Raw genomic sequence first — 26,390 nt, forward strand, 5'->3', positions numbered from 1 at the left:
CCTCAGCCGAGCGGCCGGACGCGGATCAGCCGGGTCTCGCCCGGGCGCAGGGTCGCGCTGTAGGTGGTGGCGACGGTGCCCTTGTGGGAGCCGGACCACAGGTCGGTGACGTCCCCGGAGCCGGTGAAGCCGACCTGGGACCAGTCCACGCTCACCGTGGAGCTGCCGGAGGTGCCGGTGTTGAAGAGGGCCACGACGTACTGGCCGTCGCTCTCCTTCTTGCTCCAGACCTGCCTGACCCCGCTGTTCACGATCCGCTTCGCGGCGACCCCGTCCTGGTCGACGCCGATGAGCCGGTCGTTGGTGAGCATGGCGTTGTCGACAGAGTCGAGGTGGGTGAGGTCGGTGCCGAGGAGCAGCGGGGCGGCGGCCATCGCCCAGAGGGTGAAGTGGGAGCGCCGCTGGTCGGCGGTGAGGCCCACCTCGTCGCCGTTGCCGATCTCCAGCGAGTCCAGGTCGTTCCAGCCGCCGGGACCGGCGTACTGCTGCCAGTTCGCGGCCGTGTTGAACCGGGCGGAGACGTGCGACCAGTCGGTGAGCGGATAGCCGCTGCCGTTGTCGCCGGGCCCGCAGTAGCACTCGACGTCGCCCTGGGTGCGCCAGCTGTTGGCCAGGGACCTCCAGGTCGGGGCGTCGGCGATCGCGAGGTTGTTGGAGAGCGCGAAGGTGATGGGGCGGCCGGTGACCCGCAGGGCCTTGGACCAGGCCTGGACATCGGGGATGTCCTGGCTGCCCACCCCGTCGATCTTCAGGTAGTCGACTCCCCAGGAGGCGAACTGCTTCGCCCAGGAGTTCACGAACTCCTGCGCGCCCGGCTTGGAGTAGTCGATGTAGTACATGTTCTTGCAGTTGTAGTTCTTCTCGGTCTTCGAGGTGTCCGCGATGTCCTGCGCGTGGTACGAGGTGCCCTCGATCGGTGTGTTGCGGGTGACGGCGTTCTTGGCGATGCCGGGCGTGACGTAGAAGCCGAACTTCAGGCCCCTGGCGTGTACGTAGTCCGCGAGGGCCTTGATGCCGTCGGGGAACTTGGCGGTGTCGACGGCCCAGCGGCCGTAGGAGTCGACGGTGAAGCCGTTCGCGTCGCACTTCTGCCAGAAGTCGTCGAGGTTGACCTGGACGAAGCCGTGGTCCTTCAGGCCGCTCGCGGCGAGCGCGTCGGCCTGGGCCTCGATCTTGGCCTGGGTGGGCCACCGACGCACATAGCTCCAGCTGCTCCAGCCCATCGCGGGCCGCACGGCCTGGCCGTTGTCGGAGGCGGGGGCCGGGTGGTCGGGGCTCAGGAGCGGCACCGCTGCCGCGGCCAGCAGCGCCGCGGCCGCCACGGTGAGGGTTCTGGTCCTGGTCACGGGCGTCCTCCGGTCACGGGTGTCGCGTAGGCCGTGCCGATCCACGCCTCGTCGATCCGCAGTCGCTGGTATCGGGTGGTGTCGGTGGCGGCGGCCCAGGTGGAGTCCACCTCCAGGCGGACGTAGCGGGCAGTGGCGGCGGTGAGGTCGATGCCCTGGATGCCGCGCCGGCTGGGCAGCTGCCCGGACCTGACCGCGCTCCCCCAGCTGGTGCCGTCGTTGCTGACGTACACCTTGTAGTCCTTGATCCGCGCCGACTGCTCGGTGTCCGAGCGGGCGTAGGCGACCGAGTCCTCGCGCTGGTTGAGCCCGAGGTACTGCACCTTCTTCGCCGAGCCGAGGTCGAAGGTGAGGCTGACGGGCAGAGTCTTGTCGTTGTCCCAGTAGGTGAGGTAGTCGCCGTCACCGGCGGCCGGGCCGGCGTGCCCGCTCGCCGACGCGCTCGCGGTCACCTTGACGCCGGTGAGGATGCCCTGGCGGCCGGCGGTGGTGACCTTGAAGACGGTGTCGTACGGGTCCCAGTCGCCGAGTCCGGTCAGGGTCAGCACACCGCCGGACTGCGACCAGGAGACCGCCTTGCCGGTACGGAGGTCGGTGACGGAGGCGATGCGGTAGCCGTTGTCGCGGATGCGCAGGGTGCTGGTCGACGGCGGGGTCAGGACGTGGACGTACTGGCGGTCCGGGTCGTCCTTGGCGATCGTCGTGACGCCGTGGGCGCCGTCGTTCCAGAAGCCGGGCTTGAGGCCGCCGTACAGGTAGCCGCCGCCCTCGGTGCCGTGCAGGGACTCCCAGACGGGGTCCAGGTAGGAGTCGGCGAAGTTGTTGAAGGCGGCCTGGTTGGCCGGGAACTTGCCGTTGACCTGGGCGGTCTCCGCCATCAGGGCCTTCACGGAGGAGCCCGCGTTGGTGACGAGGCGGCCGAGGGTGAGCTTCCGGTCGACGGCCGGGTCGGAGCCGTCGTACCACCAGGCACCGGTCGAGGGCAGTTTGAAGTCGGCCTCGGTCAGGCGGGGCTGTGCGGTGTAGACGGCCTGCGGGTAGTCGTAGGCCGGGGTCATCCCCGTCTTCTGCTCATTGCTGATCATGTCCATGATCGGCGTGTCCTCGTTGTTGTTGCTGAGCGTGTAGTCCGGGCGCTTCTCGTAGATCTGCCGGTAGAGGTCGTGGCTCTCCCAGTACGCGTTGTCGTTGTCGATCCAGAAGCCTCCGAGGTCGGGGTAGCGGTCCATGACCTCGAAGAAGTTGTCGTAACTGAACTGCCCGAAGCCGTCGTTGGTGGTCAGGTCGATGTTCTTGCCCTTGTAGGCGGAGTAGGCGGCGGAGTCGAGCCACTCGTGGCCGCCCTCGTCGTGCCACTGGGGGTCGTTGGTCATGTAGAGGATGACCTTCATGCCCTTGGCCTTGGCGGCGGTGATCAGCTCGCCGAGGAAGTCCCGCCGGGTGGAGCAGGAGCCGGGGATCTTCGACGGCCAGGGGCGAGCGTAGCCGAGGCGGCTGTGGAAGGTGGCGAGGACCAGGTACCGGGTGTGCAGCTTCTGGGCCTCGTTCACCCAGTAGCCGGGGGTCCAGCCGCCGTTCGTGACGTCGTTCTCCCAAGCGGTGCAGCTGGTGTGGGCGGGGGCGGTGCGCAGGCCCCAGTGCAGGAAGAGGCCGCCGACGGAGTCGCGGAGGAAGTCCTGCCGGGGGTTCTCCAGGTCGAGCGGCCGCACGGCCGCAGTGCAGTCCTGGCCGCCGGAGACGCGGAGCGCGCCGCCGGAGGTGTTGTGGCTGTCCGTCAGACAGGCTCCGGTGACGTCCTGGAGGCCGACGTCGTACGGGGAGTCGGCGCCCTGCTGCGCCGTGAAGCGGGTGAGACGGATGTCGCCGGCCGCGCTGGCGATGACCGCCGGCCGCCCGTCGTTCGCGGCGAACTTCACGCTGCTGTCCGTGAATTGCACGTGGTCGGCGTTGTGCAGGTACCAGCCGTAGGCCGGCCGGGTGCCGATGGCCTTGGGGTTGTAGTCGTTCGGGTCGTTGCCGGGCACGCCGGTGGACATGGTGCCGTTGCCGCCGGGGACGGTGATGTCGACGTTGTCGAAGGTGACCCCGCTGATGCGGTGGCCGTTCTCGCCCCACAGGGTCGGGCTGAAGGAGGGGCTGTTGCCGGTGGCCGTGATGTCGTCGTAGGTGACGTCGCTGATCGATCCGACGCCGGGGCTGTTCCCGCAGCGTTTCCGCGTGCCGATCTTCTCCATGATCGGCGAGTGGACGTTCGTCATCGTGATGTCGCGGTAGTGGACGTCGGAGATCTTCGCGCCGTCCATGGAGACCATGCCGAGGCCGGACTTGCCCGCACCGTCGATGCGGATGTTCCCGAACTGGTAGTCCGAGAAGTCGCCGCAGGTCTCGGAGCCGAACATCAGGGCGTTGCAGCACTTGGCCGACAGGTACGAATCGCTCACCCGGACATGGCCGTTGGGGAGCTTGGCGCCGAGTGCGTAGTCGCTCTTGAAGACCAGGGCGTCGTCGTTGGCCTCGATGTGGGCATTGGTGATCGTGACGTCGGTGGTGGAGATGACGTTCCAGCCGTCGCGGTCGCTCGCGGTGTCGATGGTCAGGTGGTCGGACGTCACGTTCTTGCAGCCGTCGATCAGGGCCGCGAAGTGGCCGCCGCGGCGGAGGGTGAGGCCGTCGCCGATCCGGAGGCCGCCGCACCGGGTCAGCGAGATGATCTTGTCTGCCTCGCCGGTCTTCGGGTTGCCGGTGATCAGGTTGCCCGCGCCGTCGATGACGCCCTGGCCGGTGAAGCCGATGTCGGTGAGCCTGTCGCCGTAGATCATCGCGTCGTGGAAGTGGCTGTGACCGTAGTCCTGGTAGGCGTCGTACGGGTTGGACTCGGCCTTGTCGTAGGTGTCCGCGCTGGAGCCCTGGAGAGTGGCGCCCTTGTCGAGCTGGAGCGTCACATGGCTCTTCATGTGGATGGTGTTCTTGGACTTGTAGGTGCCGGCGGTGAAGCGGACGGTGCCGCCGCCCGCCGAGTTCGCGGCCGTGACGGCCTTGTCGATGGCGGGGGTGTCGTTGGCGGAGCCGTCGCCCTTGGCGCCGTAGTCGCGTACGTCGTAGACGGCGCCGGCACGTGGTGCGGCGGGCTGCGGGGAGGCGAGGGCCGCCGGGTGGGAGAGCCCGAGAACGACGGCGAGGACGAAGAGGACGATCGCGGCGGCACTGTGCCGTGCAGCGGTGGGGGGTTTCATGGAACCGCCCTTCTGAATGTCGTGCTCATGACACTGATTCACCTCGCAGTTGCTCGTTCATGATCAGGAAGGCCCCGAGGCCGTGGAAGTCGTCGGTGGCCCGGGTGCGGGCGACGTAGTACGCGAAGTCGCCGACGTTGGTGCCGACGGAGATGCCCGCGAGGTCGGTACGGCCGTCCGAGCCGACCGACAGCTCGGCGAGGACGCCCCGGTAGCCGCGGCGGGCGACGTCCGTGTAGTGCGGGTCGAGGTAGTGCTGCTGGGCGCCACGCGAGAGGGCGTAGGTGAACATGCTGGAGCAGGAGGTCTCGGTCCAGTTGTCGCCGCGCCCGCCCTTGTCGATCACCTGGAACCAGCGTCCGGTCGCCGGGTCCTGGTACTTCTCCAGGGCGGCCGCCAACCTGCCGAAGATGGTGAGGAGTTGCGGGCGCCGGGGCTGGTTCACCGGGATCGCGTCCAGCACGTTGACGACCGCCATCGCGTACCAGCCGACGGCCCGGCACCAGTGCTCGGGCGCCAGCCCGGTCACCGGATCCGCCCAACTCGCGCTCCTCGACTCGTCGTAGGCGTGCCTGAGCAGGCCGCTTGCGACCTGGAGGTGGCCGCCGTAGACGGCGAGCTGCCTGGCCGCCTCGTCGTCGGTGTACGCGCTGTCGCCGAACTCCTTGCCGTACTCGACGAGGAACGGGTTCACCATGTAGACGCCGTCCGACCAGAGTTGATGGGCCCGGCTGCTGGCGTCGGCGTGCCAGAAGCCGCCGTCGCTCGTGCGCGGGTAGGTGTTCAGACGGTCGCGGATCTTCTGTGCCGCCTTGCGGTAGCGGTCCTGGCCCGTCTCGTGGTGCAGGATCACCAGGAGACGGCCCGCCTGCATGCTGTCCAGGCTGTTGAAGGACTGGTCGATCGAACCGTCGCTCTTCACGAACCGGTCGACGTAGTCCTTGATGTAGGCGAGGTAGCGGGCGTCTTGGGTGCGCCGGTAGGTGAGGTACTGGCCGTAGAGGTAGAGGCCGACCGGGTAGGACCAGCCTCCGACGGTGCTCGGGGTGTAGCGGGCCATGGTGGACTCGACGACCGCGGTGGACCAGTCGGTGGCGGCGGCCGGCCTGACCGGGGCGGCGGCCGCGGCCGGGGCGACCGCAGCGACGGCGGGCGGGGGTGCGGCCGCGGGGAGCGCGGCCAGGGTGGCGGTGGTGAGCGCGACGGCCGCGACGGCGGCTCGCAGGCGTTTCATGGTCCTCCTTCGCCGAGGGCTTCTCTGTGGGCGGCGGCAGCGGGGGTCCGCCGCAGGGGTACATGGCCTGGACGACGCCCAGCTCACCGGCCTGCCGGAACACCTCCGCCCACTGTCCGAACGTGAACTCCACTGACCGACCGATCAGTCGGACCGACCTCGCGGTGGTCATCGCAGCCCCCTCCTTCCGTAACGCGGTCAGGAACTCCGGGACCTCCGCCTCGACCGGGGCGCCCGGGCGGGTCAGCGGTCGCCGAGGGCGTGGCCGGTCACATCCAGGGCGGTCTCCACGACCTGGTAACCAGGGCTGCGCCAGACCTTTTCATCCGATGTCTGCGCGGCGACGGGTTCCGGCCGGCGATCCTCGGAGGCGATCTCGTTCATGGGTGGGTACCTGCTTTCCTGAGGTTGGGGGGTCTCAGAGCGCAGAGAGAGGCTTTCCCTTCACAGGGATCCGCCGGAAAACCCACAGGGATGTTCACATCCCTGGACCGGGTTCAGTGATACGTCCGACGATGCGCACCAGAGTCTCCGCAGAAACCGGCTTCGGTCAATGGTCCGGACCCGTAACGTCGGATGCATTTCCGGCCATTCTCCGCCCGCAGCGGCTGACCCGCCGGACAGTTCCGGCAGATTCCGCGGTCAGGAATGCATCGGGGCCGGTGATCGTTGACGATGGATGTACCACCTGTCGACAACCTAAGGATCGAGAGCTCGTGAGCAGCAAGGTCCCCCCGAAAATCCTCAACAACGGTGTCGAGATGCCCCAGCTGGGCTTCGGCGTGTGGCAGGTGCCGGACGACGAGGCCGAGCGGGCCGTCGTCACGGCACTGGAGGCCGGGTACCGCAGCATCGACACAGCGGCGATCTACGGCAACGAAGCGGGCACCGGCAAGGCGATCGCCGCCTCCGGCGTTCCGCGTGAGGACATCTTCGTCACCACCAAGCTCTGGAACGCCGACCACGGGTACGACGCCACGCTGCGCGCCTTCGACGCGTCGCTGGCGAAGCTGGGTCTGGACTACCTGGACCTGTACCTCATCCACTGGCCGCTGCCGGCCCGGGGCAAGTACATCGACTCGTACAAGGCGTTCGAGAAGCTGCACGCCGACGGCCGCGTCAAGGCGATCGGCGTCTCCAACTTCCTCCCCGAGCACCTGGAGCGGCTGATCGCGGAGACCTCGGTCATCCCGGCGGTCAATCAGATCGAGCTGCACCCGCATCTGCAGCAGCGCGCGTCCCGGGAGTTCCACGGCGAGCAGGGCATCGCCACCGAGGCCTGGTCGCCGCTCGGCCAGGGCAAGGGGCTGCTGGAGGTACCGGCGATCGTCGCGATCGCACAGAAGCACAACCGCACCCCGGCCCAGGTCGTGCTCCGCTGGCACATCCAGCTGGGCAACGTGGTGATCCCGAAGTCCGTGACGCCGTCCCGGATCAAGGAGAACATCGCGGTGTTCGACTTCAGCCTGGACACCGAGGACCTCGCGGCGATCAGCGCGCTCAACGAGGACCGGCGCATCGGTCCGGACCCGGCGACCTTCGACATGGGCTGAGCGAGCACCGCGACAAGGACCGAGCGAGAGCTTCGTCCACCCCGGCCGTCCCGCCGTACGCACGGTGGGGCGGCCGTTCGCGTTCGCCGACTCCGTTCGCCTTCGCCGACTCCCGCGTGGGGCGCTTCAGTCGGGGCGTACGTCCGCGTGGACGACCTCGAACTCCTCCAGGCCGATCACGGTCACGTGCGCCTTGGCGGCGTCCGCGCGCCGGGCCTCCGCCTGCCCGGCGCGCGAGGCGGCCATCGAGGCACGGTCGACGAAGATCGAGCCGACCATGCCCCGGCCCCGCTCCCGGTCGACGAGCACGGCGCACCGGGCGAAGCCGGGCAGCGCTTCCAGCCGGGGTATCGCCGAGGAGCGGAACGTCTCGGCGAACAGGTCCGTGTCGGCCGGGTCGAACTCCACCCAGGTGGACCGCATACCGCCGCCCGCCCTCGGCAGCTGCACCGAGTGGAAGACGGTCACCTCGTAGTTCTCGACGGCGACGGTGCCCGCGAACGGCTCCAGCATCGGCCCGCGCCGCTCGCGCATCACCTGGTCGCTGTTGCGCCGGGCCCCCTCGGAGCCCCACCAGCTCACCGCGAGCAGTTTGCCCAGGTCCCGGTCGACGAGGACGTCCGCACCCCGGTAGTCGGGACGCTCCTCCAGCAGTTCACGCCCCTCGCTGTTCAGGCCCCTGATGGCCGCTTCGACCTTCGCCGGATCGCCGGTGACGTACACCGCGCGTACGAACATGACCCCTCGCCTCCCAGGAGCCATCGGAGCCACGGCTCAACGTCCGCACGGCTCCTGCGTATATATCCGAAATGCCCTGCCCCACCAGTGTTCCCCCGGGTACATAACACCGCAATGTGCAACAAACAGCCGAGTTGACATCCAGGGGTTGACGCGGACATGCAGCCGGGTCCACCTTGTACGACACCCGGTCAGGAAACTTTCCTAACAGAAGGGGACCCCCCACAGTGCGCATCCGAACACTGACCCTTGCCGCGGCCTCCGGGGCCGCACTGCTCGCCGCCGGAGTGCTTCCCGCGAGCGCGTCCGGCGCCTCCGTCCCGAAGTCCGCCCAGGAGGGTTCGGTCAGCGCGGCGAGCCTGCTCGCCAAGGTGACGTCCTGCTCCCAGATCTCCAGCGGCAAGTACCGGACCGACGACGAGACGTCGGCCACGATCCCCGTCTGCGGCAAGAACGGCGCGGTCTTCTGGAAGGCCGACATGGACATCGACTGCGACGGGCAGCGCACCACCAACTGCAACGAGAACCGCGACCCCTGGTACCAGGACGACACCGCGTTCCACCAGTCCGACGGCCAGCCGCTCAAGGCCGAGTCGCTGCCGTACATCGTGGTCCCCAGCTCCAGCAGCATATGGAACTACTCCAGCGCCGGCATCAAGGGCGGCGGAGTCGTCGCCGTGATCTACAACAACAAGGTCGAGTACGCGGTGGTCGGCGACACCGGCCCCACGAACATCATCGGTGAGGCCTCGTACGCCACCGCCAACGCACTCGGCATCGACCCCGACCCGGCGACCGGCGGCGCCGACTCCGGCGTGACGTACATCCTGTTCAAGAACTCCAAGGTCTCCCCCATCGAGAGCCACAGCGCGGCGGTGTCCCTCGGTGACCAGCTGGCCAAGCAGTTCCTCGCCAACAACTGACCCCGGGGCGCTTTCCGCGCCGCCCCCGGCCCGGGGAGGGCGGGCGGCCCGGTACCACCCGGTACCGGGCCGCTCCGGCGCGTCGCTTCGGACGCCCTCGATGTCAGGTGCCGCAGGTGACGCGGTACGGCACGGAGGGCAGGTACTCCCGCCACTGCGCCCGCGTGGCACCGCCGCCCGCCCTGGCACACAGCTCGGCCGCCCCCTCCTGCGGCCCCAACGGGACGCTCCGGTCGGCGAGATGAGCCGTGGCGATGTGCAACTCCCCTGCACCGGCGGTGAATCCGAGGGCGAGGACCGGGCCGTCTCCGGCCGGTACGGTCGCCGGGGCCGACCGGATTCGGGCCGTCTCCCACACCTGCACCGAGCCGTCGGCGGTGCTCGCCGCGAGCAGCATCCCGTCCGCGGAGAACCCCAGGGCCGACTCGACCACGGTGGCACCGGCCGGTCTGAGCACGGCGAGCCTGCGCCAGGTGTGCGCGTCCCACAGCGTGAAACGGCCGTTCGCGTCCTCGGCGGCGAGATATCGGGCGTCGGGGCTGAAGACGGCGGTGCGCAGGAAGTCCTCCCCCGTCACTCCGCCCGCGCGTCGCCTGCCGGTGGCCACGTCCACGAGCGTGCCCTCGTAGGTGAGCGCGATGAGGCCGGTGGCATCGGCCGCGACGGTGTTCTCCCCCTTGACGACTGGTGGTTCCTCGGCCGGGACGGGTCGGCCGCGGCTGTCGAACGCGGCGCGCGCCGCCGGTTCCCCGTGCCAGTCCGGACCGGTCAGCCCGTGCAGCGACAGGGTGTGCACGACACCGGTCCGGCCGCCCTCGCGGTAACGCAGGACGCCCGCCGCCGCGTCCAGCCGGAGGTGGCCGACGGCCGAGCCTGCCACCGGGTAGGTGAACAGGGGCGTGCGCGGGCCGTCGTCGGCGGGGGCCGGCAGGTCCGTGCGCCACAGGGCGAGAGACCCGGGGGTCCAGGTCAGGGCGTAGGAGCCGTGGAAGACGACGGCGTCGGCGCCGCCCGCCATGGGTAGCCGCGGGCGTTCCCGGGCGGTGTGGAAGTCCCAGGTCACGACACCCTCGGGGGTGGCGGCGGCAATCGCACGGCCGTCCGGGGTGAAGACGAGTTCCTGCCCCTGGCAGAGGAGCCGCTCGGTGGCACGCGGCGGGCGGGTGGTGAGCATGCGGCCTGACGCGAGGTCGAGGACGCGCAGCCTGGCGCCCTCCTGACCGCACCAGGCGAGGTACCGCTCGTCCGGTCCCGGCGTGGGCAGCGGGCCGTCGTCCTCGCCCTTCGCGTACTGATGGCGGAGGCGTTGCCGGTCCACGTCCCACAGGTCCAGGGTGGCGCGGTCGCCGTCGGGGCCGGGGGTGCGGCGCCGTACCAGGAAGGTGTGCCCGTCCGGCCCGAACACCCCGTCGGCGTCCTGCCAGGTGCCGGTCGGCAGTCGCCGGGTGCGGCCGTCGGCGAGCGAGCGGATCACCGTACCGGTACCGCCGGGGGCCCGGTAGGCGATCAGCCGGCCGTCGTCGCTGACCGCGATCACGCCCTCGGACAGGCCGGGTTGGATCACGGAGTGGCTGCGCCGGTGGGTGCGGACGTCCCACTGCACGGCCCGGTCGTGTGCCACCGCGGTCAGGATCCGGCCGTCCGAACTGAGCCAGGACGGTGCGTTCAGCGCCCGGCCGCCCTCCTCGGGCTGCACGAACACGTCGAGTTCGCTCTGCGCAGCCGCGGTGCGCAGCGCCTGCCGGGTCTCGGGCAGGTCGGCAGTGCGCCAGGCGGCCAGGGCGAGGCGCATCGCGGTGCGCGGTTCCGAGCCGCGGAGGCCGTCGACGAGAGCCGCCACTCTGCGGGCCTCTGCCTGGTCCCGCTGCCGCGCGTTGATCCCGCTCTGCCGCCAGGCGACGGCACCCGCGACCAGGGCCAGGCTCAGCAGGACGACCAGTGCGCCGGTCAGCGCCCGCAGTCTGCGCCCGGCCCGCACGGCGGCCCGCCGCCCGCGTTCGTACGACTCGACGCCCGCCGCCAGGAACTCCCGCTCCAGCGGGCTCAACTCCCCCTGATATGGCCCCTCTTCGGCGAACGCCTCGCGGGCCTCGGTGAGCCGCACGCCCCGGTACAGCGCTCCCGCGTCCCGCTCCAGCTCCGCCCAGGCACCGGCCGCCTCGGTGAGCCGACGGTGGACGCGCAGGCGATCGCGGTCGGCGTCGATCCAGCCGCGCAGCCGGGGCCAGGCGCCGAGGAGAACCTCGTGGGCGAGGTCGACCGTGTCGCCGTCGACGGTCAACAGCCGTGCCCTGACCAGGCGTTCGAGGACACGGGCGGTGGTGGGGTCGGTGCCGAGTTCGGCGCGGTGGACCGGGCGGCGGGTGTCGCCGGTGCCGTCGCCGGGATTGACCAGGCGCAGCAGCAGGGCGCGTACGGCGATGGCCTCGGCAGGCGTGCAGCCGGCGTACAGCTCCTCGGCGGTGTGGGCGACGGCACCCCGGACACCGCCGATGGCCTCGTAGGCGGCGAGGGCGAGGGTCTTGGCGGTGCGGCGGCGCCAGACCTCCCGCAACGCGTGGGCCATCAGCGGCAGTCCGCCCGGTTCACCCGCGACATCGGCGACGATCCGGTCGGTCAGGGCACGCTCGACGACATGCCGGCGAGCGGCGGCGGGCCGGACCACGGCCTCCCGGAGCCGCTGGGCCTGCAGGGGGCCGACCAGGAGCGTGGAGTCCCGCAACGCCTCGGCGAGCAGCGGGTGTTCGGCACAGTGCGGGTAGAAGTCGGCGCGCACGGCGAGCAGTACGCGCAGCCGGGTGTCGGCGGCCAGCAACCGGCCGATGAACAGCTCGCGTTCGGCCGGGTCGGCGCAGAGCGCGAAGACCTCCTCGAACTGATCGACGACGAGCAGCGTGTCCCCGGGGGCGTCGTGCGGAGTGAGAACGGCCGTATGGGTGCGGGCGGGATGCGCACCCGGGGTGAGGATCCGGATCGCGGCGGGCCTCTGCTCCGTGTCCTCGGCCTCCCGCAGGGCGGGGATCAGCCCGGCCCTCAGCAGTGAGGACTTGCCGCTGCCCGAGGCGCCGACCACCGCACCGAACCGGAAACGGCGCGTGTGCGCAGCCAGTTCGGCGATCAGGTCGTCACGGCCGTGGAAGTGGTCCCGGTCGGCGACCTCGAACCGGGCGAGCCCCGGATACGGACCGGGTCCGTCGTCCTCGGCGGCCGGCGTACCCGCGGCCTCGGCGGCGGCCGCCCGCCAGCGCAGCTCCCACTCCCCGGGGTCACCGCCGCACGCGACGACGTACGCGGTGACCACGGGCAGGGTGGGCAGCCGCTCACCGGCGGCGGCCGCCGACAGCGTCGGCCCGGAGTACCCGGCCCGCAGCCCCATCGCCCGGTAGGCCGGCGTGCCCGCCTCGTCCCGCAGCTTGCGCAACTCCAAGGCGAACCGCTGTACCGCCCCCGCCGCGGGATCCAGCGGTTTCTCCCGGCGCCCCATCCACGTCTCCCCCGTCGACAGCAACCCTCCCCAACCTAACCGGAATTGACAGGAGACCCGGTTCGGGGCTGCCCATCAATCCGTCGGCCGCTGGACTCGCCGGTGCACCCGCCCTCCCCTACCTGCACCGGAGCACGCCATCGCCACCCTGCACACGACACGCACCGCACCCCCGGCCGCCGCGGCTCCCGCCCGGCGCGGGCCGGTCCACGCCCTCGGCCCCGGCACCGCCCTCGCCCCCGTCGCCCTCGCCCTGGCGCTCGGCCTGTGGGGCGTGCGGCGGGACGGCAGCCTGTGGCGGGACGAGGCGGTGACATATGACATGGCACACCGCACTCCACCCGACCTCACCCGCACCCTGGCGCACGCCGACGCCGTACACGGCCTCTACTACCTCCTCGCCCACGCCCTGTTCCGCCTCTTCCGGGACGCCGACCCGCTGCTCGTGCTCCGGCTCCCCTCGGTACTGGCGACCACCGTCACGGCCGGCCTGCTCACGCTGCTCGGCACCCGGCTGGCGGGACCGCGCGCCGGGACGCTCGCCGGGCTGACGTTCGCGGTACTGCCGCCGGTGCAGCGGTACACCCAGGAGGGCAGGTCGTACGCGCTGGTCTGCACGCTGGTGGTCGGAGCGACGTACCTCCTCGAACGGACCCTGGACACCGCCGCCCCCCGCACCACCCGCGCCTGGGCCGGCTACGGCGCTGTCCTGCTGGCCGCCTGCCTGCTCCACGAGTTCGCGGTGCTGGTGCTCGCAGCGCATGCCGTGGCCGTACCTCGCGAGGCCCGGCGGGCATGGCTGAAGGCGGCCGGCGCGGTCGTCGTCGCCGTGGCACCCCTCGCCGTGCTCAGCAAGCGGCAGTCGGCGCAGGTGGCGTGGATCGGCGGGCTCGGGGCCGGGGCGCTGCTCAGCTTCGGTGCGATGGCGCTGCTCGGGTGCGCCTGTGCGGTGCGGCTGCCGAGGGCCCTGGTCCGGTTCGCACTGCCGCTGACCGTGCTCCCGGCCGGTCTGCTGATGCTGGTGTCGCTGGTCAAGCCGCTGTACGTCGACCGGTACGTCCTCTACGGCCAGGCGGGCACCGCCCTGCTGATCGGCGCTGCCCTGGACCGGCTGACGCGCGCCGGGGGTGCCCGGCGGGCGGCGGCGCTGCTCGCCGTCGGGGCCGCGCTCGCCACACTGGTGCCCGTCGCCGTGTACCTGCGCACCCCGGACAGCCGCCTGGACGACGCCACCGCCGTCGACGCGGCCGTACGCGCGGCCGGCGCGGACGCCGACGGCATCCTCTATCTGCCCGCGCGCCGCCGGATCTGGGCGCTCGCCGACCCGGACGCCGTACGTGGCCTGCGCGACCTCGCCCTGGACCGCACCCCGGCGGCCTCCGGCACGCTGTACGGCACGGAGGCCGACCCGTCCGTGATCCGCGCCCGGCTGCTCGCCGCCCGTCGGATCGTCGTCCTGCGGGATCCGGCGGGGCAGCCGCTGGACGCGACGTCCGGCGAGGTGACGAAGCGCAGGACACTCGCCGAGGGCTTCGAGGAGTGCGGCACTCGTACGGTGCACGGGGCGCGGGTGAGCGTGTACGCGCGCCGCTGCTGAGCGCTCCGCGGGAAGTGCCACGGCATGCCGTCTGCCGACTGCGGCGCCGTCGTGGCTGGTCGCGCCCACGCGGCGGAGCCGCATATCGGCACGGCCCCGCGCCCCTCACGGGGCCCCGCTCAGGCGGGCCGTACCGCCGTGTGCACGGTGCGGGCGCCGAGGACGAACAGGTCGGGCCTGCGGTGCACGCTCGCCGGGTCGGCGGGGTCGAGGAGGCGGTCCAGGGCGGCGCGGTCGTCGGTGTCGAGGTCGTCCGCGACCGAGTCCCGCAGCCGGGAGAAGATCTCGGCGGCGTAGGCGCGGGCCCGGTCGGAGACCGGGGCGGGCAGGTCCAGGAGGAAGCTGCGGGTGCGGGCGTACTTGAGGCCGGCGGAGGACAGCAGCGCCGGCCAGTCCTCGGCCTCCGTGACCGAGCCGGGGAGTTCGGTGCGCATCTGCTCGAACCACTTCTCCTGGAGTGCGTCGAGCCGTGCCTGGAGGCCGGGGCGGCCGATGCCGAAGTCGCGGGGCAGGAAGCGGCTGGGCAGGCCCCCTTCGAGGATGGCCAGGGTGCCGCCGGGGGCCAGCCGCTCGCCGAACGCGGTGAGCGCGGCCCGCTGGTCGCCGAGGTGGTGCAGGCTGTGTCCGGCCCACAGGAGGTCCGCCGGGTAGTCCAACTCGTCCAGCACACCCGGGAGTTCTCCGGCGAGCACACCGAAGCGGTCGGCCACGCCCTGCCGCAAGGCACGGGCCCGGGCCCGGTCGAGGAGCGGTTCGCTGCCGTCCACGGCCAGCACCCGCGCGCCCGGGAACACCTCGGCGAACAGACAGGACACCACCCCCGGCCCGCTGCCGACGTCGACGATCAGCCCCGGCTCGGTGACCTCCTTGCCGAGCCAGCTCAGCGCGCTCTCGTAGAGGGGCGCGAAGAGCTCCGCCTGGGACTCCAGATGACCGGCCATCTCGGCCCAGTCGATGTCGGTGTTCGAGTGGGAGTGCGTGTGGGTGTGCTTGGGGGTGTCCGTGTGGTGGTGGTCGTGCGCCATGGGGTCAGCCTCTCGTCCGGGTGCCGCCAGGGTGCGCCGACGCACCGTCCGGGGGCCAGTCCTGTTGCCGGTGCGGCAAAAAACCGGATGCGGACGGCAAGGCGGACGGTCCACGATGACCCGGTGGACGACGAGCTGCTGAACCGCTTCCTGACCGACGGTTTCGTGAAGATCGAGGGCGCGTTCCCGCCGCGCGTCGCCGAGGACTGCGCCCGGCTGCTGTGGCGCGAGACGGAGTACGATCCTGAGGATCGCGGCACCTGGAAGGACCCGGTGGTGTGGGTGGCGGGGATGGCCCAGGGCCCGTTCGCGGCCGCCGTCAACTCCCCCGCACTGCACCGGGCGTTCGATCTGCTGGTGGGCGAGGGCCGTTGGGTCCCCCGGTATTCGCTGGGAAGTTTTCCGCTGCGGTTCCCGCACCCGGAGGAGCCGGACGACGCCGGTTGGCACATAGAAGGCAGCTACCTCCCGGACGGCGTCGAGACCCGCTGGTACTTCACGAACCTGCGCTCCCGCGACCGCGCGCTGCTGATGCTCTTCCTCTTCTCCGAGGTGACCGAGCAGGATGCGCCCACCCGGATCCGCGTCGGCTCGCACCTGGACATCCCGGCGGTCCTGGAGCCGTACGGCGAGGAGGGCGTCTCGATGCTGGAGATCGCCCCGGAGGTCGTCGAGGCCTCCGCGCACCGCCCCCTCGCGTACGCCACCGGCCGCCCCGGCGACGTCTACCTCTGCCACCCGTTCCTGGTGCACGCGGCCCAGCCACACCACGGCACCCGCCCCCGCTTCATGGCACAGCCACCCTTGATGCCGGCCGTCCCCTACGAGCTGGACCGCCCCGACGGCGACTACTCGGCGGTGGAGCAAGCGATCCGCCGGGGTCTGTCCCGCACGGACTGACCCCGGCGAACCCCCGCGCCCCAAGGGGCGCGGGACTGTTTCAATATGCGGCTCCGCCGCGCGGGCGCGACCAGCCACACACGGCCCGCAGCCTCGATCCCGGCTCAGCCGACGGGACTACAGCGGCGGGTACGCGTTGGCCATCAGCTGCTGGAACTGGGCGGAGAACCAGTGCCCGGACAGCGGCGCGTTCGCCAGGGCGCCGGACATGTTGTTGCCGTTGCGGGCGTTGCCCGTGTACGTCGGGTCGCACATCTGGTCGAAGCCCTTGCCCTCGTCGTTCGGGATGGCGGTGCTGGAGCCGTCGGACTCGCCCGGCGGCTTCATCCAGACGTAGGCGTCGATCCCGGCGGCCGGGCTGGCCTGCGGACGCTCACCGAGGCCGGCTCCGGCCTGGTTGCACCAGTTGCCGACGTGGATCCGGCGGTCGTAGCGGCCGCCGTCGACGTACGCGTCCACGCTGGTCGTCGGGCCGGGGCCGGCCGGCCGTGCGCTGCCGCCCCAGCCGTTGCGGGAGGTGTCGATCAGCATGCCGATGCCCGAGTTGAAGCCGACCGAGACCAGCTCGGTGCGGAAGGCCTGGGCGAAGGACAGCTCGTCGACGTAGCGGTTGTAGTCGACCCACTTCGACAGGCGGACGGAGGTGCCGTTCACCGTGTCGTTGATGGTGAAGTTGTTCTCCTTCAGGGCACTGTAGTTGGCCGTGTTGGTGATGAAGCCCTGGACGTCGGCGACGGTCGCGCCCTCGGCGTTGGCGGCCTGGTAGAAGAGCTGGGCGGCGGGGGCGAAGTTGTCGTCCCAGCCGAGCCAGCCGTGGTGACCGGCGTCGAGGTAGTTGTAGACGTTGGGGATCGCGCCGAGCTTGGCGAGGGCGTAGCCGACGCCCTTCACGTAGTTGCCGTTGGCGAGCATGGTGTTGCAGTTGGCCGTGGCGGTGGCCCGGCTGCCGGTGTTGGTGACCAGGTTGGGCAGCGAGTCGATCTCGATGGTGGTGACGATCCGCAGCGAGGCGTACTTGCTGTCGGAGAGGATCGCCGCGATCGGGTCGATGAACTGCGTCTTGTACTTGTCGATCTCCGTCGGGCCGAGCTCGCCGTTGGAGGCGAGGGCCGCGCAGTCGCGTCCGGGCAGGTCGTAGACGACCAGCTGGACGACTTCCTCGCCGCTGCCCTTCTGGGCGAGCGCCGCGTCGAGGTGGGCGCGCAGACCCATGCTGGTGCTGGTTCCGTTGATCGCGGCGATGCGGTCGAGCCAGACGCCGGTGGGCTGGTTGGAGACGCGGGTGCCGCCCGGTTCGGCGGCGGCCTTGGCGGACCACTCCGGGTTCACGTACACCTTGGCGCCGGAGTACGGGTTGTCGACGCGGGTGCCGCCGCCCCCGCCACCGCCGCCCCCGCCACCGCTGCTGCCGTCGTCGACGTTGCAGGTGACGCCGTCGAGGGTGAACGAGGTCGGGATCGCGTTCGCCCCGCTGTAGGACCCGTTGAACCCGAAGCTGACCGAACCACCGGTCGCCAGTGTGCCGTTGTAGGTCTCGTTGTTGGCGGTGACGGCGGTGCCGCTCTGGGTGAGCTTGGTGTTCCAGTAGCTGGTCACCTGCTGGTTCCCGGCGTACGACCACTTCACCGACCAACTCGACTTCGCCGCCGAGTTGTTGGTGACGGTGACGGCGGCGGTGAAGCCGGCGCCCCAGTCGCTCTGGATCTTGTAGTCGACGGTACAGGGAATCGCGGAGATCGCCGCCTGGGAGGAGGGGGTCGCGGCGACCGCCGGACCCGATACCCCGGCGACGAGCGCCAGGGCGGCGAACACCGCTGTTCTGGTACGACTCATGAGTGCGGGTTCCTTCTTCTTCGGTGGGCGTGCTTAGGGGTTGATGGCCTGTAGGTGGTCGCGCAGCCCGACGCCGTACGCCGTGGGCGTACCGCTGTAGTCGGAGATCAGGGACGGGCCGGCGGAGCAGTCCCAGGTGTTCCAGGTCCAGCCCAGGTAGGAGAGGCCGCGGTCGTCGAACCACTTCATGACCTGGTCGACGAAGGCGTGCGAGCAGGTGTTCTCGCCGATCTCCCCGGCGACCAGCGGCACCTGGGCCGCGACCGGTGCCAGGGTGGAGTTCCAGCAGCTCTCACTGGCGCAGGTGTTGAAGTTGTAGACGTGGTAGGCGGCGACGAGATTGCCGGCCGGGTCGGTGGGCTTGTACGTCAGCCACTGGCTGAGGTCGTTGGAGTAGGCGAGCCCGCCGATCATGATGACGTTGCGGGCACCGGCGCCCCGGATGCTGTCGACCAGGTCCTGCATTCCGGCGACTTCATAACCGATCCCCGGGCAGGTGCCGCCGTCCCGCCAGCACTGCCAGGCCTGGGTGACCGTCGAGGTCGCCCGGTCCGGGTAGGGCTCGTTGAACAGGTCGAAGACGGCCGCCTGGTCGTCCTTGAAGGTGCCGGCCACCGACGACCAGAAGGACGGGGTGTACTGGGCGTCCGGCATCGGCTTCTGGCAGGTGGCGTGCACGTCGGAGCAGCCGGCCGAGTTGCCGGTGTACTGGCCGTAGGACCAGTGGAGTTCGAGGATCGGCGTCAGACCGTACGACTCGACGCGCGCCACCAGCTCCTTGACGGCGTTGATGTAATTGGCGCCCGCGTACTCGGGTTTGACGTTGGACAGGCCGAGCCAGCACTCCTCGTTGAGCGGGATGCGGACGGCGTTGGCCTTCCAGTCGGCGATCGCCTTGATCGCCGCGTCGTCGACCGGGCCGTCCCAGATGCCGTAGCCCTGCACGCACATGAACTCGCCGCCGGAGCGGTTCACCCCGAGCAGGCGGCGGGCCGTGCCGCCCGCGTCCACGAGCTTGGTGCCGGAGACGTGCAGGGCCGGTGCGGTCCCGCCGGCCGGCGGCTCGGTCGGCGTCGGAGTGGGTGTCGGTGTCGGCGTGGGCTGCGCATCGACGTTGCACGTGGTGCCGTTGAGCCTGAACGCCGTCGGTACGGCGTTGCTCCCCGACCAGGAGCCGAGGAACCCGGCGCTGACGCTCGCGCCGGTGCCGAGGGAGCCGTTCCAGCTCTCGTTGACCGCGGTGACCGTCGTACCGGACTGGGACCACTTGGCGCTCCAGCCCTGGGTGACCTTCTGGCCACTGGCGAAGTCGAAGCCCAGGCTCCAACTGCTCATGGCAGCCATGTTGTTGGTGACGGTCACGGAGCCCTGGAAACCGGTGTCCCACTGGCTGGTGACCGCATACACCACCGTGCAGGCCGGCGCCGCCCCGGACGCCGACACGACCGGCACCAGTGCGGACCCTATGAGGGCGGCCGCACCGGCGACGGCTAAAAGAACTGAACGCGGGGGGTGTCGCATGAGCGACTCCTTGCAGCTCGGGCGCGTCGTGACGGACGCGTCGACTGAACGGAATCGCTCCCACTGGTGCGAAGGAAGGTAGCGCCAAGTGCGGGCAAAGAACAGGGGAGTTGCTTGACTTTTCCGCAGTGGCGTCCGTCGAATCTTTTCGACTCTTCAACGGCCTTGACCGCACCATGCCACGTCTCCACTATGGGAGCGCTCCCACTGGTTCAAGCCTTGACTTCTCCCCGAGCCGCAAGCGCAAGGAGGAACCAGCACATGCGACCCGGATATACCATGCACCCCGGGCGGAGGCGCAGAGCCGTGCGACGGTTGTGGACGGCCGTCGTCGCGGCCCTCGCCCTGCCGCTGTCGATGCTCGCGACCGGCACGACTCCCGCACAGGCGGCGACGGTCCAGTGCAGCGTCGACTACACGACCAACGACTGGGGCTCCGGCTTCACCGCGGCCCTGACCCTCACCAACCGCGGCACCGACGCGATCAACGGCTGGACGCTGACCTACGCGTACGCCGGCAACCAGAAGCTGGTGAGCGGCTGGAACGGCACCTGGTCCCAGTCGGGCACCTCGGTCACCGTGCAGAACGCGTCGTACAACGGCACGATCGCGGCGGGCGCGGCGGTGTCGACGGGCGCCCAGTTCTCGTACACCGGGACCAACGCGGCGCCGACCGCCTTCGCGGTCAACGGCACCACCTGCGCCGGCGCGCACCAGCCGCCGGTCGCCGTGCTGACCAGCCCGAGCGCGGGCGCGGTCTACACGCAGGGCGACGCGATCCCGCTGGCGGCGACCGCGGCGGCGGCCGACGGCGCGACGATCAGCAAGATGGAGTTCTACGACGACACCACGCTGCTGGGGACCGACACGTCGGCGCCGTACTCGCTCTCCGTCTCAAGTCTGACCGTGGGCAGCCATTCTCTGGTGGCGAAGGCGTACGACAGTCTGGGCGCGTCCGCGTCCTCGACGCCGGTCGGCATCACGGTCGCCTCGGGCCCCGCGGTCGTGGTCTCGCCGACCCAGCTGGGCATCCAGCAGGGCGCGACGGGCAAGTTCGGGGTGAGCCTCTCGAAGCAGCCGAGCGCCAGTGTGACGGTGTCCGTGGCCCGCACGGCCGGCAACACCGGGCTGTCGGTGAGCGCCGGATCGTCGCTCACGTTCACGCCGTCCAACTGGAGCACCGCGCAGAACGTGACGGTGGCCGCGGACTCCGCCGGCACCGGCACCGCGACCTTCACGGCCTCGGCGACCGGCTACACGGGCGCCACGGTCACCGTGACCGAACTGGCCGCGTCGAAGGCGTACGACGCGCGCTTCCTGGACCTCTACGGGAAGATCACCAACCCGGCGAACGGCTACTTCTCCCCCGAGGGCATCCCCTACCACTCGGTCGAGACGCTGATCGTCGAGGCCCCCGACCAGGGGCACGAGACCACGTCGGAGGCGTACAGCTACCTTCTCTGGCTGCAGGCCATGTACGGCAAGGTCACCGGTGACTGGTCCAAGTTCAACGGCGCGTGGGCCCTCATGGAGAAGTACATGATCCCGACCCACGCCGACCAGCCGACCAACTCCTTCTACAACGCGTCGAAACCGGCGACGTACGCGCCCGAGCTGGACACCCCGAACGAGTACCCGGCGAAGCTGGACACCTCGGTGTCGGTGGGCACGGATCCGATCGCCGGTGAGCTGAAGACCGCCTACGGCACCGACGACGTGTACGGCATGCACTGGCTGGAGGACGTCGACAACGTCTACGGCTACGGTGACACGCCGGGCGGCGGGTGCGAGGCGGGTCCGACCGCGGACGGGCCGTCGTACATCAACACCTTCCAGCGCGGTCCGCAGGAGTCGGTGTGGGAGACGGTTCCGCAGCCGACCTGTGACGCCTTCAAGTACGGCGGCACCAACGGCTACCTGGACCTCTTCACCGGCGACTCGTCCTACGCCAAGCAGTGGAAGTACACGGACGCCCCGGACGCCGACGCGCGTGCGGTGCAGGCCGCGTACTGGGCGGACGTGTGGGCGAAGGAGCAGGGCAAGGGCAGTGACGTCTCCGCCACCGTGGGCAAGGCGGCGAAGATGGGCGACTACCTGCGCTACGCGATGTACGACAAGTACTTCAAGAAGATCGGCAACTGCGTGGGCCCGACGACCTGTGCGGCCGGCACCGGCAAGGACGCCTCGGACTACCTGCTCTCCTGGTACTACGCGTGGGGCGGGGCGACCGACAGCAGTGCCGGATGGGCGTGGCGGATCGGCTCCAGCCATGTGCACGGCGGCTATCAGAACCCGCTGGCCGCCTACGCGTTGAGTTCGTACGCCGATCTGAAGCCCAAGTCGGCCACGGGCGCGACGGACTGGGGCACGTCCCTGACCCGGCAACTGGAGTTCTACCGCTGGCTGCAGTCGTCCGAGGGTGCCATCGCGGGCGGTGCGACCAACAGCTGGCAGGGGCGGTACGCGAGTCCGCCGTCCGGTACGTCGACCTTCTACGGCATGTACTACGACTGGGAGCCGGTCTACCACGACCCGCCGTCCAACCAGTGGTTCGGCTTCCAGGCCTGGTCGATGGAGCGGGTCGCCGAGTACTACCAGCAGACCGGCAACGCCACCGCGAAGACGATCCTCGACAAGTGGGTGGCGTGGGCGCTGTCCAAGACCACGATCAACCCGGACGGCACGTACCTGATCCCGTCGACCCTCCAGTGGTCGGGGCAGCCCGACACCTGGAACGCGTCGAGTCCTGGCTCCAACAGCGGACTTCACGTCACGGTCGCCGACTACACGAACGACGTGGGCGTGGCCGCCGCGTTCGCCAAGACGTTGACGTACTACGCCGCCAAGTCCGGTGACGCGACGGCGAAGTCCACGGCCAAGGCGCTGCTCGACGGCATGTGGAGCAACTACCAGGACAGCCTGGGGATCGCGGTGCCGGAGACGCGGGCCGACTACAACCGCTTCGACGACGGCGTGTACGTCCCGAGCGGGTGGAGCGGGAAGATGCCGAACGGCGACGCGGTCAACTCGTCGTCGACGTTCGCCTCGCTGCGGTCCTTCTACCAGAACGACCCGGCGTGGTCGAAGATCCAGAGCTATCTGGCGGGCGGGGCCGCGCCCGTGTTCACGTATCACCGGTTCTGGGCTCAGGCGGACATCGCGCTGGCCATGGGGTCGTATGCGGAGCTTCTTGAGTAGCTCCGGTGATTGCGGTGGTCGGCTGCGGGTTCGTCGTGGCTGGTCGCGCAGTTCCCCGCGCCCCTTACGGGGCGCTCCAGTGGGCGGCCCCTACCCGCACTAGGGGCCGCCCTTCCCCCCTCTGGAGAGGACTTCTCCCGTGCGAAGAACCCGCATCCTCACCGCCGTCATGGCCCTCGCCGCCGGCCTGCTCGCAGGTACCCCGCCCGCGCTCGCCGCCCACGAGGCCGCGAAAGTCACGCTCGCCGCCGACACGTACACCTGGCACAACGCCCGGATCGACGGCGGCGGCTTCGTCCCCGGGATCGTCTTCAACCGTACCGAGAAGAACCTCGCCTACGCCCGTACCGACATCGGCGGTGCCTACCGCTGGTCGGAGTCGACGCAGACCTGGACGCCGTTGCTGGACTCGGTCGGCTGGGACGAGTGGGGGCACACGGGCGTGGTCAGCCTGGCCTCCGACTCCGTCGACCCGGACAAGGTGTACGCGGCCGTCGGGACGTACACCAACAGCTGGGACCCGACCAACGGTGCCGTGCTGCGCTCCGCCGACCGGGGCGCCAGCTGGCAGAAGACCGACCTGCCGTTCAAGCTGGGCGGCAACATGCCCGGCCGGGGCATGGGCGAGCGGCTGGCCGTCGACCCGAACAAGGACAGCGTGCTGTATCTGGGCGCGCCCAGCGGCAAGGGGTTGTGGCGGTCGACTGACTCGGGCGTGACCTGGTCACAGGTGACGAACTTCCCCGACGTCGGCAACTACGTGCAGGACCCGACCGACACCACCGGCTACACCTCGGACAACCAGGGCATCGTGTGGGTCACCTTCGACGAGTCGACCGGCACGGCCGGTACGGCGACGAAGACGGTCTACGTCGGGGTCGCCGACAAGGACAACGCGGTGTACCGCTCGACGGACGCGGGCGCGACCTGGACGAGGCTCGCCGGCCAGCCGACCGGGTACCTCGCCCACAAGGGCGTACTCGACGCGAAGAACGGCTATCTCTACCTCGCCTACAGCGACAAGGGCGGTCCGTACGACGGCGGCAAGGGCCGGCTGTGGCGGTACGCGACGGCGACCGGTACCTGGACGGACATCAGCCCGGTCGCGGAGGCCGACACCTACTACGGTTTCTCCGGGCTGACGGTCGACCGGCAGCACCCCGGCACGGTGATGGCCACGGCCTACAGCTCCTGGTGGCCGGACACCCAGATCTTCCGCTCCACGGACAGCGGGGCGACCTGGACGAAGGCCTGGGACTACACGTCGTACCCGAACCGCTCGGACCGCTACACGATCGACGTCTCGTCCTCCCCCTGGCTGACCTTCGGCGCGAACCCGTCGCCGCCCGAACAGAGCCCGAAACTGGGGTGGATGACGGAGGCGCTGGAGATCGACCCGTTCGACTCGGACCGGATGATGTACGGGACGGGCGCGACGCTGTACGGCACCGGGAATCTGACGAAGTGGGACAGCGGCGGCCAGTTCACGGTCAAGCCGATGGTGCAGGGGCTGGAGGAGACCTCGGTCGACGATCTCGCCGCTCCCCCGTCCGGCGGGGCCCAGCTGTTCAGCGCGCTCGGTGACATCGGCGGCTTCCGCCACACCGACCTCACCAAGGTCCCCTCGATGATGTACACGTCCCCGACGTTCACGACGACCACGAGTCTGGACTTCGCCGAGTCGAACCCGAACACGGTGGTCCGGGCGGGCAATCTGGACTCCGGCCCGCACATCGCGTTCTCGACGGACAACGGGGCCGACTGGTTCGCGGGGACGGACCCTTCGGGGGTGAGCGGCGGCGGCACGGTGGCGGCCGCCGCCGACGGGAGCCGGTTCGTGTGGAGCCCGGCCGGTACCGGCGTGCAGTACACGACGGGCTTCGGCTCGTCCTGGTCGGCGTCGAGCGGGATCCCGGCGGGCGCGACCGTCGAGGCCGACCGCGTCGATCCCAAGACCTTCTACGGCTTCAAGTCCGGGAAGTTCTACGTGAGTACGGACGGCGGGGCGACCTTCACGGCATCCGCCGCGACGGGGCTGCCGAGCGGTGACAGCGTGCGGTTCAAGGCGCTGCCGGGGACGAAGGGCGACGTGTGGCTGGCCGGCGGTGCGACGGACGGCGCGTACGGGCTGTGGCACTCCACCGACGGCGGCGCGACCTTCGCCAAGCTCGCGAACGTCGGCCAGGCCGACACCATCGGCTTCGGCAAGGCGGCGCCGGGAGCCTCGTACCAGACGCTCTACACCAGCGCGAAGATCGGCGGGGTACGCGGCATCTTCCGCTCCACGGACGGGGGTTCGACCTGGACGCGGATCAACGACGACGCCCACCAGTGGGGTTGGACGGGCGCGGCCATCACGGGTGACCCGCGCGTGTACGGCCGGGTGTACGTCTCGACGAACGGCCGGGGCGTGATCTACGGCGACACGTCCGACACCGGCGGAGGGGGAGGAGGCGGAGGCGGTACGGACCCGACCCCCTCCGGCGCCTGCTCGGTCGCCTACACCGTCACCAACCAGTGGACGGGCGGCTTCCAGGCGGACGTCCGCCTCACCAACACCGGCTCGACGGCGTGGAGCAGCTGGTCCCTCGGCTGGTCCTTCCCGAACGGGCAGACCGTCGGCCAGCTCTGGAACGCCGACTGGACCCAGTCCGGCGCGGCCGTGACAGCCAGGAACGTCAGCTGGAACGGCACGGTGGCCCCGGGCTCCTCGGTGTCCTTCGGCTTCACGGGCACCTGGACCGGCACCAACACCGAACCGACGGCCTTCGCCCTGGGCGGCCAGAGCTGCACGATCGCCTGACGGGCGTACGATCCGGAGATGCGCAGGGTGACCTGTTCGATGGGTGTCTCACTCGACGGATACATCGTCGGGCCGGACGGCGACTTCGGCTGGGCGGCGCCCGGCGATGAGGTGTTCCGCTTCGTCACCGACGAGATCCGGAAGGTCGGCGTCCACCTGTTGGGACGACGGCTGTACGAGACGATGCTGTACTGGGAGACCGCCGACCAGGATCCGTCGCTCGACGACTCGATGCTTGAGTGGGCCGCGCTCTGGAATGCGCTCCCGAAGGTGGTGTTCTCCACCACGCTGCCGGCGGTGCAGGGCAATGCCCGCCTGGCCTCCGGCAGCCTGGCGGAGGAGATCGAGCGGTTGCGGGCCGAGCCGGGAGAGGACGACATCGCGATCGGCGGCCCGACCCTCGCCGCCGAGGCGGCCGCGTCCGGTTTGATCGACGAGTACCGGATCAGGGTCCACCCGGTACTCGTCGGCGGCGGCATTCCGTTCTTTCCCCGGAGCGGGCGCCGGGTGGATCTCGAACTCGTCGAGACCCGCACCTTCGGCTCGCGAGTCGTCTGGCTCCGCTACCGCGTGACCGGCCCCCTTGACTCTCAGGTCGCTTGAGATCCCATAGTGGCGGCTGTGAACGAGCTCTACTCCATCGGGGGCGTCGCCCGCCGCACTGGCCTGAGCGTAAGCGCGATCAGGTTCTACGCCGACGAGGGCGTCGTCACGCCCACCAGCCTCACCGAGGGCGGCTTCCGGCGGTACGACGTACCCGCCATCGCCCGGCTCGAACTCGTGCGCACCCTGCGTGACCTGGGTGCCGGCCTGGACGACATCCGCCGGGTGCTGGCCGCGGACACCACTCTGCACGACCTGGCCGTCACGCATCTGCGGCTGGTCGAGGACCAGTTGCGGCAGTTCCGGGCGCGCCGTGCCGTGCTGCGGACCATCGTGCGGCAACGCACCACGACAGAGCAGGTGAGCCTGATGCGCAAGCTCGTGTCGATGTCCGACGAC

General features: G+C 70.4%; 17 protein-coding genes. 8 read left to right on the top strand and 9 right to left on the bottom strand.

The features are described 5' to 3' along the window. Positions 1 to 2: 2 nt before the first annotated feature. The 4 genes from KVT45_RS44005 to KVT45_RS44020 all read right to left on the bottom strand — a co-directional run bounded on the left by KVT45_RS44005 (position 3) and on the right by KVT45_RS44020 (position 6,197). A complete protein-coding gene (locus KVT45_RS44005) occupies positions 3 to 1,346 on the bottom strand; it encodes a glycoside hydrolase family 27 protein (RefSeq protein WP_217555171.1) in 1,344 nt (447 codons plus the stop codon). Further along, positions 1,343 to 4,579, bottom strand: coding sequence for a glycosyl hydrolase family 28 protein (locus KVT45_RS44010; protein WP_217555173.1), 3,237 nt, complete (start codon positions 4,577 to 4,579; stop codon positions 1,343 to 1,345). The genes KVT45_RS44005 and KVT45_RS44010 overlap by 4 nt, the downstream gene beginning before the upstream one ends. Before the next feature lie 25 nt (positions 4,580 to 4,604). After that, positions 4,605 to 5,813: a glycoside hydrolase family 105 protein gene (locus KVT45_RS44015; protein ID WP_217555175.1), complete on the bottom strand. Its 1,209-nt coding sequence runs from the start codon at positions 5,811 to 5,813 to the stop codon at positions 4,605 to 4,607. Positions 5,814 to 6,056: 243 nt separating this feature from the next. Further along, positions 6,057 to 6,197 carry a pyrroloquinoline quinone precursor peptide PqqA gene (locus KVT45_RS44020; RefSeq protein WP_217555177.1) on the bottom strand — a complete coding sequence of 47 codons (141 nt, stop codon included), beginning with the start codon at positions 6,195 to 6,197 and terminating at the stop codon, positions 6,057 to 6,059. Between the two features lie 332 nt (positions 6,198 to 6,529). On the opposite strand from KVT45_RS44020, the gene KVT45_RS44025 reads away from it, so the two are divergent. Then, positions 6,530 to 7,366 (top strand): aldo/keto reductase, encoded by an 837-nt coding sequence (locus KVT45_RS44025; protein WP_308311045.1) that lies wholly within the window; start codon positions 6,530 to 6,532, stop codon positions 7,364 to 7,366. A gap of 126 nt (positions 7,367 to 7,492) precedes the next feature. On the opposite strand, the gene KVT45_RS44030 is transcribed toward KVT45_RS44025, so the two are convergent. After that, positions 7,493 to 8,104, bottom strand: coding sequence for a hypothetical protein (locus KVT45_RS44030; RefSeq protein ID WP_217555179.1), 612 nt, complete (start codon positions 8,102 to 8,104; stop codon positions 7,493 to 7,495). Positions 8,105 to 8,331: 227 nt separating this feature from the next. Here KVT45_RS44030 and KVT45_RS44035 point away from each other — a divergent pair, with 227 nt between their 5' ends. Further along, on the top strand, positions 8,332 to 9,027 hold the full coding sequence (locus KVT45_RS44035; protein WP_217555181.1) for a glycoside hydrolase family 75 protein: 696 nt from the start codon (positions 8,332 to 8,334) through the stop codon (positions 9,025 to 9,027). A 103-nt stretch (positions 9,028 to 9,130) separates the two neighbouring features. Here the strand turns inward: KVT45_RS44035 and KVT45_RS44040 are convergent, their stop codons facing one another. Further along, positions 9,131 to 12,511: a WD40 repeat domain-containing protein gene (locus KVT45_RS44040; RefSeq protein ID WP_217555183.1), complete on the bottom strand. Its 3,381-nt coding sequence runs from the start codon at positions 12,509 to 12,511 to the stop codon at positions 9,131 to 9,133. A 322-nt stretch (positions 12,512 to 12,833) separates the two neighbouring features. Here KVT45_RS44040 and KVT45_RS44045 point away from each other — a divergent pair, with 322 nt between their 5' ends. Then, positions 12,834 to 14,108 carry a glycosyltransferase family 39 protein gene (locus tag KVT45_RS44045; RefSeq protein ID WP_217555184.1) on the top strand — a complete coding sequence of 425 codons (1,275 nt, stop codon included), beginning with the start codon at positions 12,834 to 12,836 and terminating at the stop codon, positions 14,106 to 14,108. 119 nt (positions 14,109 to 14,227) lie between these two features. Here KVT45_RS44045 and KVT45_RS44050 read toward each other — a convergent pair whose 3' ends face one another. Further along, complete coding sequence (locus KVT45_RS44050; protein WP_217555185.1) at positions 14,228 to 15,133, bottom strand: trans-aconitate 2-methyltransferase; 906 nt, start codon at positions 15,131 to 15,133, stop codon at positions 14,228 to 14,230. Between the two features lie 87 nt (positions 15,134 to 15,220). On the opposite strand from KVT45_RS44050, the gene KVT45_RS44055 reads away from it, so the two are divergent. Next, a complete protein-coding gene (locus KVT45_RS44055; protein WP_217555186.1) occupies positions 15,221 to 16,033 on the top strand; it encodes a phytanoyl-CoA dioxygenase family protein in 813 nt (270 codons plus the stop codon). Between the two features lie 117 nt (positions 16,034 to 16,150). On the opposite strand, the gene KVT45_RS44060 is transcribed toward KVT45_RS44055, so the two are convergent. Beyond that, a complete protein-coding gene (locus tag KVT45_RS44060; protein WP_217555187.1) occupies positions 16,151 to 17,866 on the bottom strand; it encodes a glycoside hydrolase family 6 protein in 1,716 nt (571 codons plus the stop codon). A 33-nt stretch (positions 17,867 to 17,899) separates the two neighbouring features. Next, positions 17,900 to 19,387 (bottom strand): cellulase family glycosylhydrolase, encoded by a 1,488-nt coding sequence (locus tag KVT45_RS44065; protein ID WP_217555189.1) that lies wholly within the window; start codon positions 19,385 to 19,387, stop codon positions 17,900 to 17,902. 279 nt (positions 19,388 to 19,666) lie between these two features. Here KVT45_RS44065 and KVT45_RS44070 point away from each other — a divergent pair, with 279 nt between their 5' ends. The 4 genes from KVT45_RS44070 to KVT45_RS44085 form a co-directional block, all read left to right on the top strand. Next, positions 19,667 to 22,585, top strand: a complete 2,919-nt coding sequence (locus tag KVT45_RS44070; RefSeq protein ID WP_217555204.1) for a glycoside hydrolase family 48 protein — start codon at positions 19,667 to 19,669, stop codon at positions 22,583 to 22,585. Between the two features lie 139 nt (positions 22,586 to 22,724). Continuing rightward, positions 22,725 to 25,388: a cellulose binding domain-containing protein gene (locus tag KVT45_RS44075; RefSeq protein WP_217555191.1), complete on the top strand. Its 2,664-nt coding sequence runs from the start codon at positions 22,725 to 22,727 to the stop codon at positions 25,386 to 25,388. A gap of 18 nt (positions 25,389 to 25,406) precedes the next feature. Continuing rightward, positions 25,407 to 25,991: a dihydrofolate reductase family protein gene (locus tag KVT45_RS44080; protein ID WP_217555193.1), complete on the top strand. Its 585-nt coding sequence runs from the start codon at positions 25,407 to 25,409 to the stop codon at positions 25,989 to 25,991. Between the two features lie 18 nt (positions 25,992 to 26,009). After that, positions 26,010 to 26,390 (top strand): MerR family transcriptional regulator (locus KVT45_RS44085; RefSeq protein ID WP_308311046.1); only part of this gene is annotated, 381 nt, incomplete at its 3' end.

The sequence above is a fragment of the Streptomyces sp. GbtcB6 genome (genome assembly GCF_019091475.1).
Lineage (GTDB): Bacteria > Actinomycetota > Actinomycetes > Streptomycetales > Streptomycetaceae > Streptomyces > Streptomyces hyaluromycini.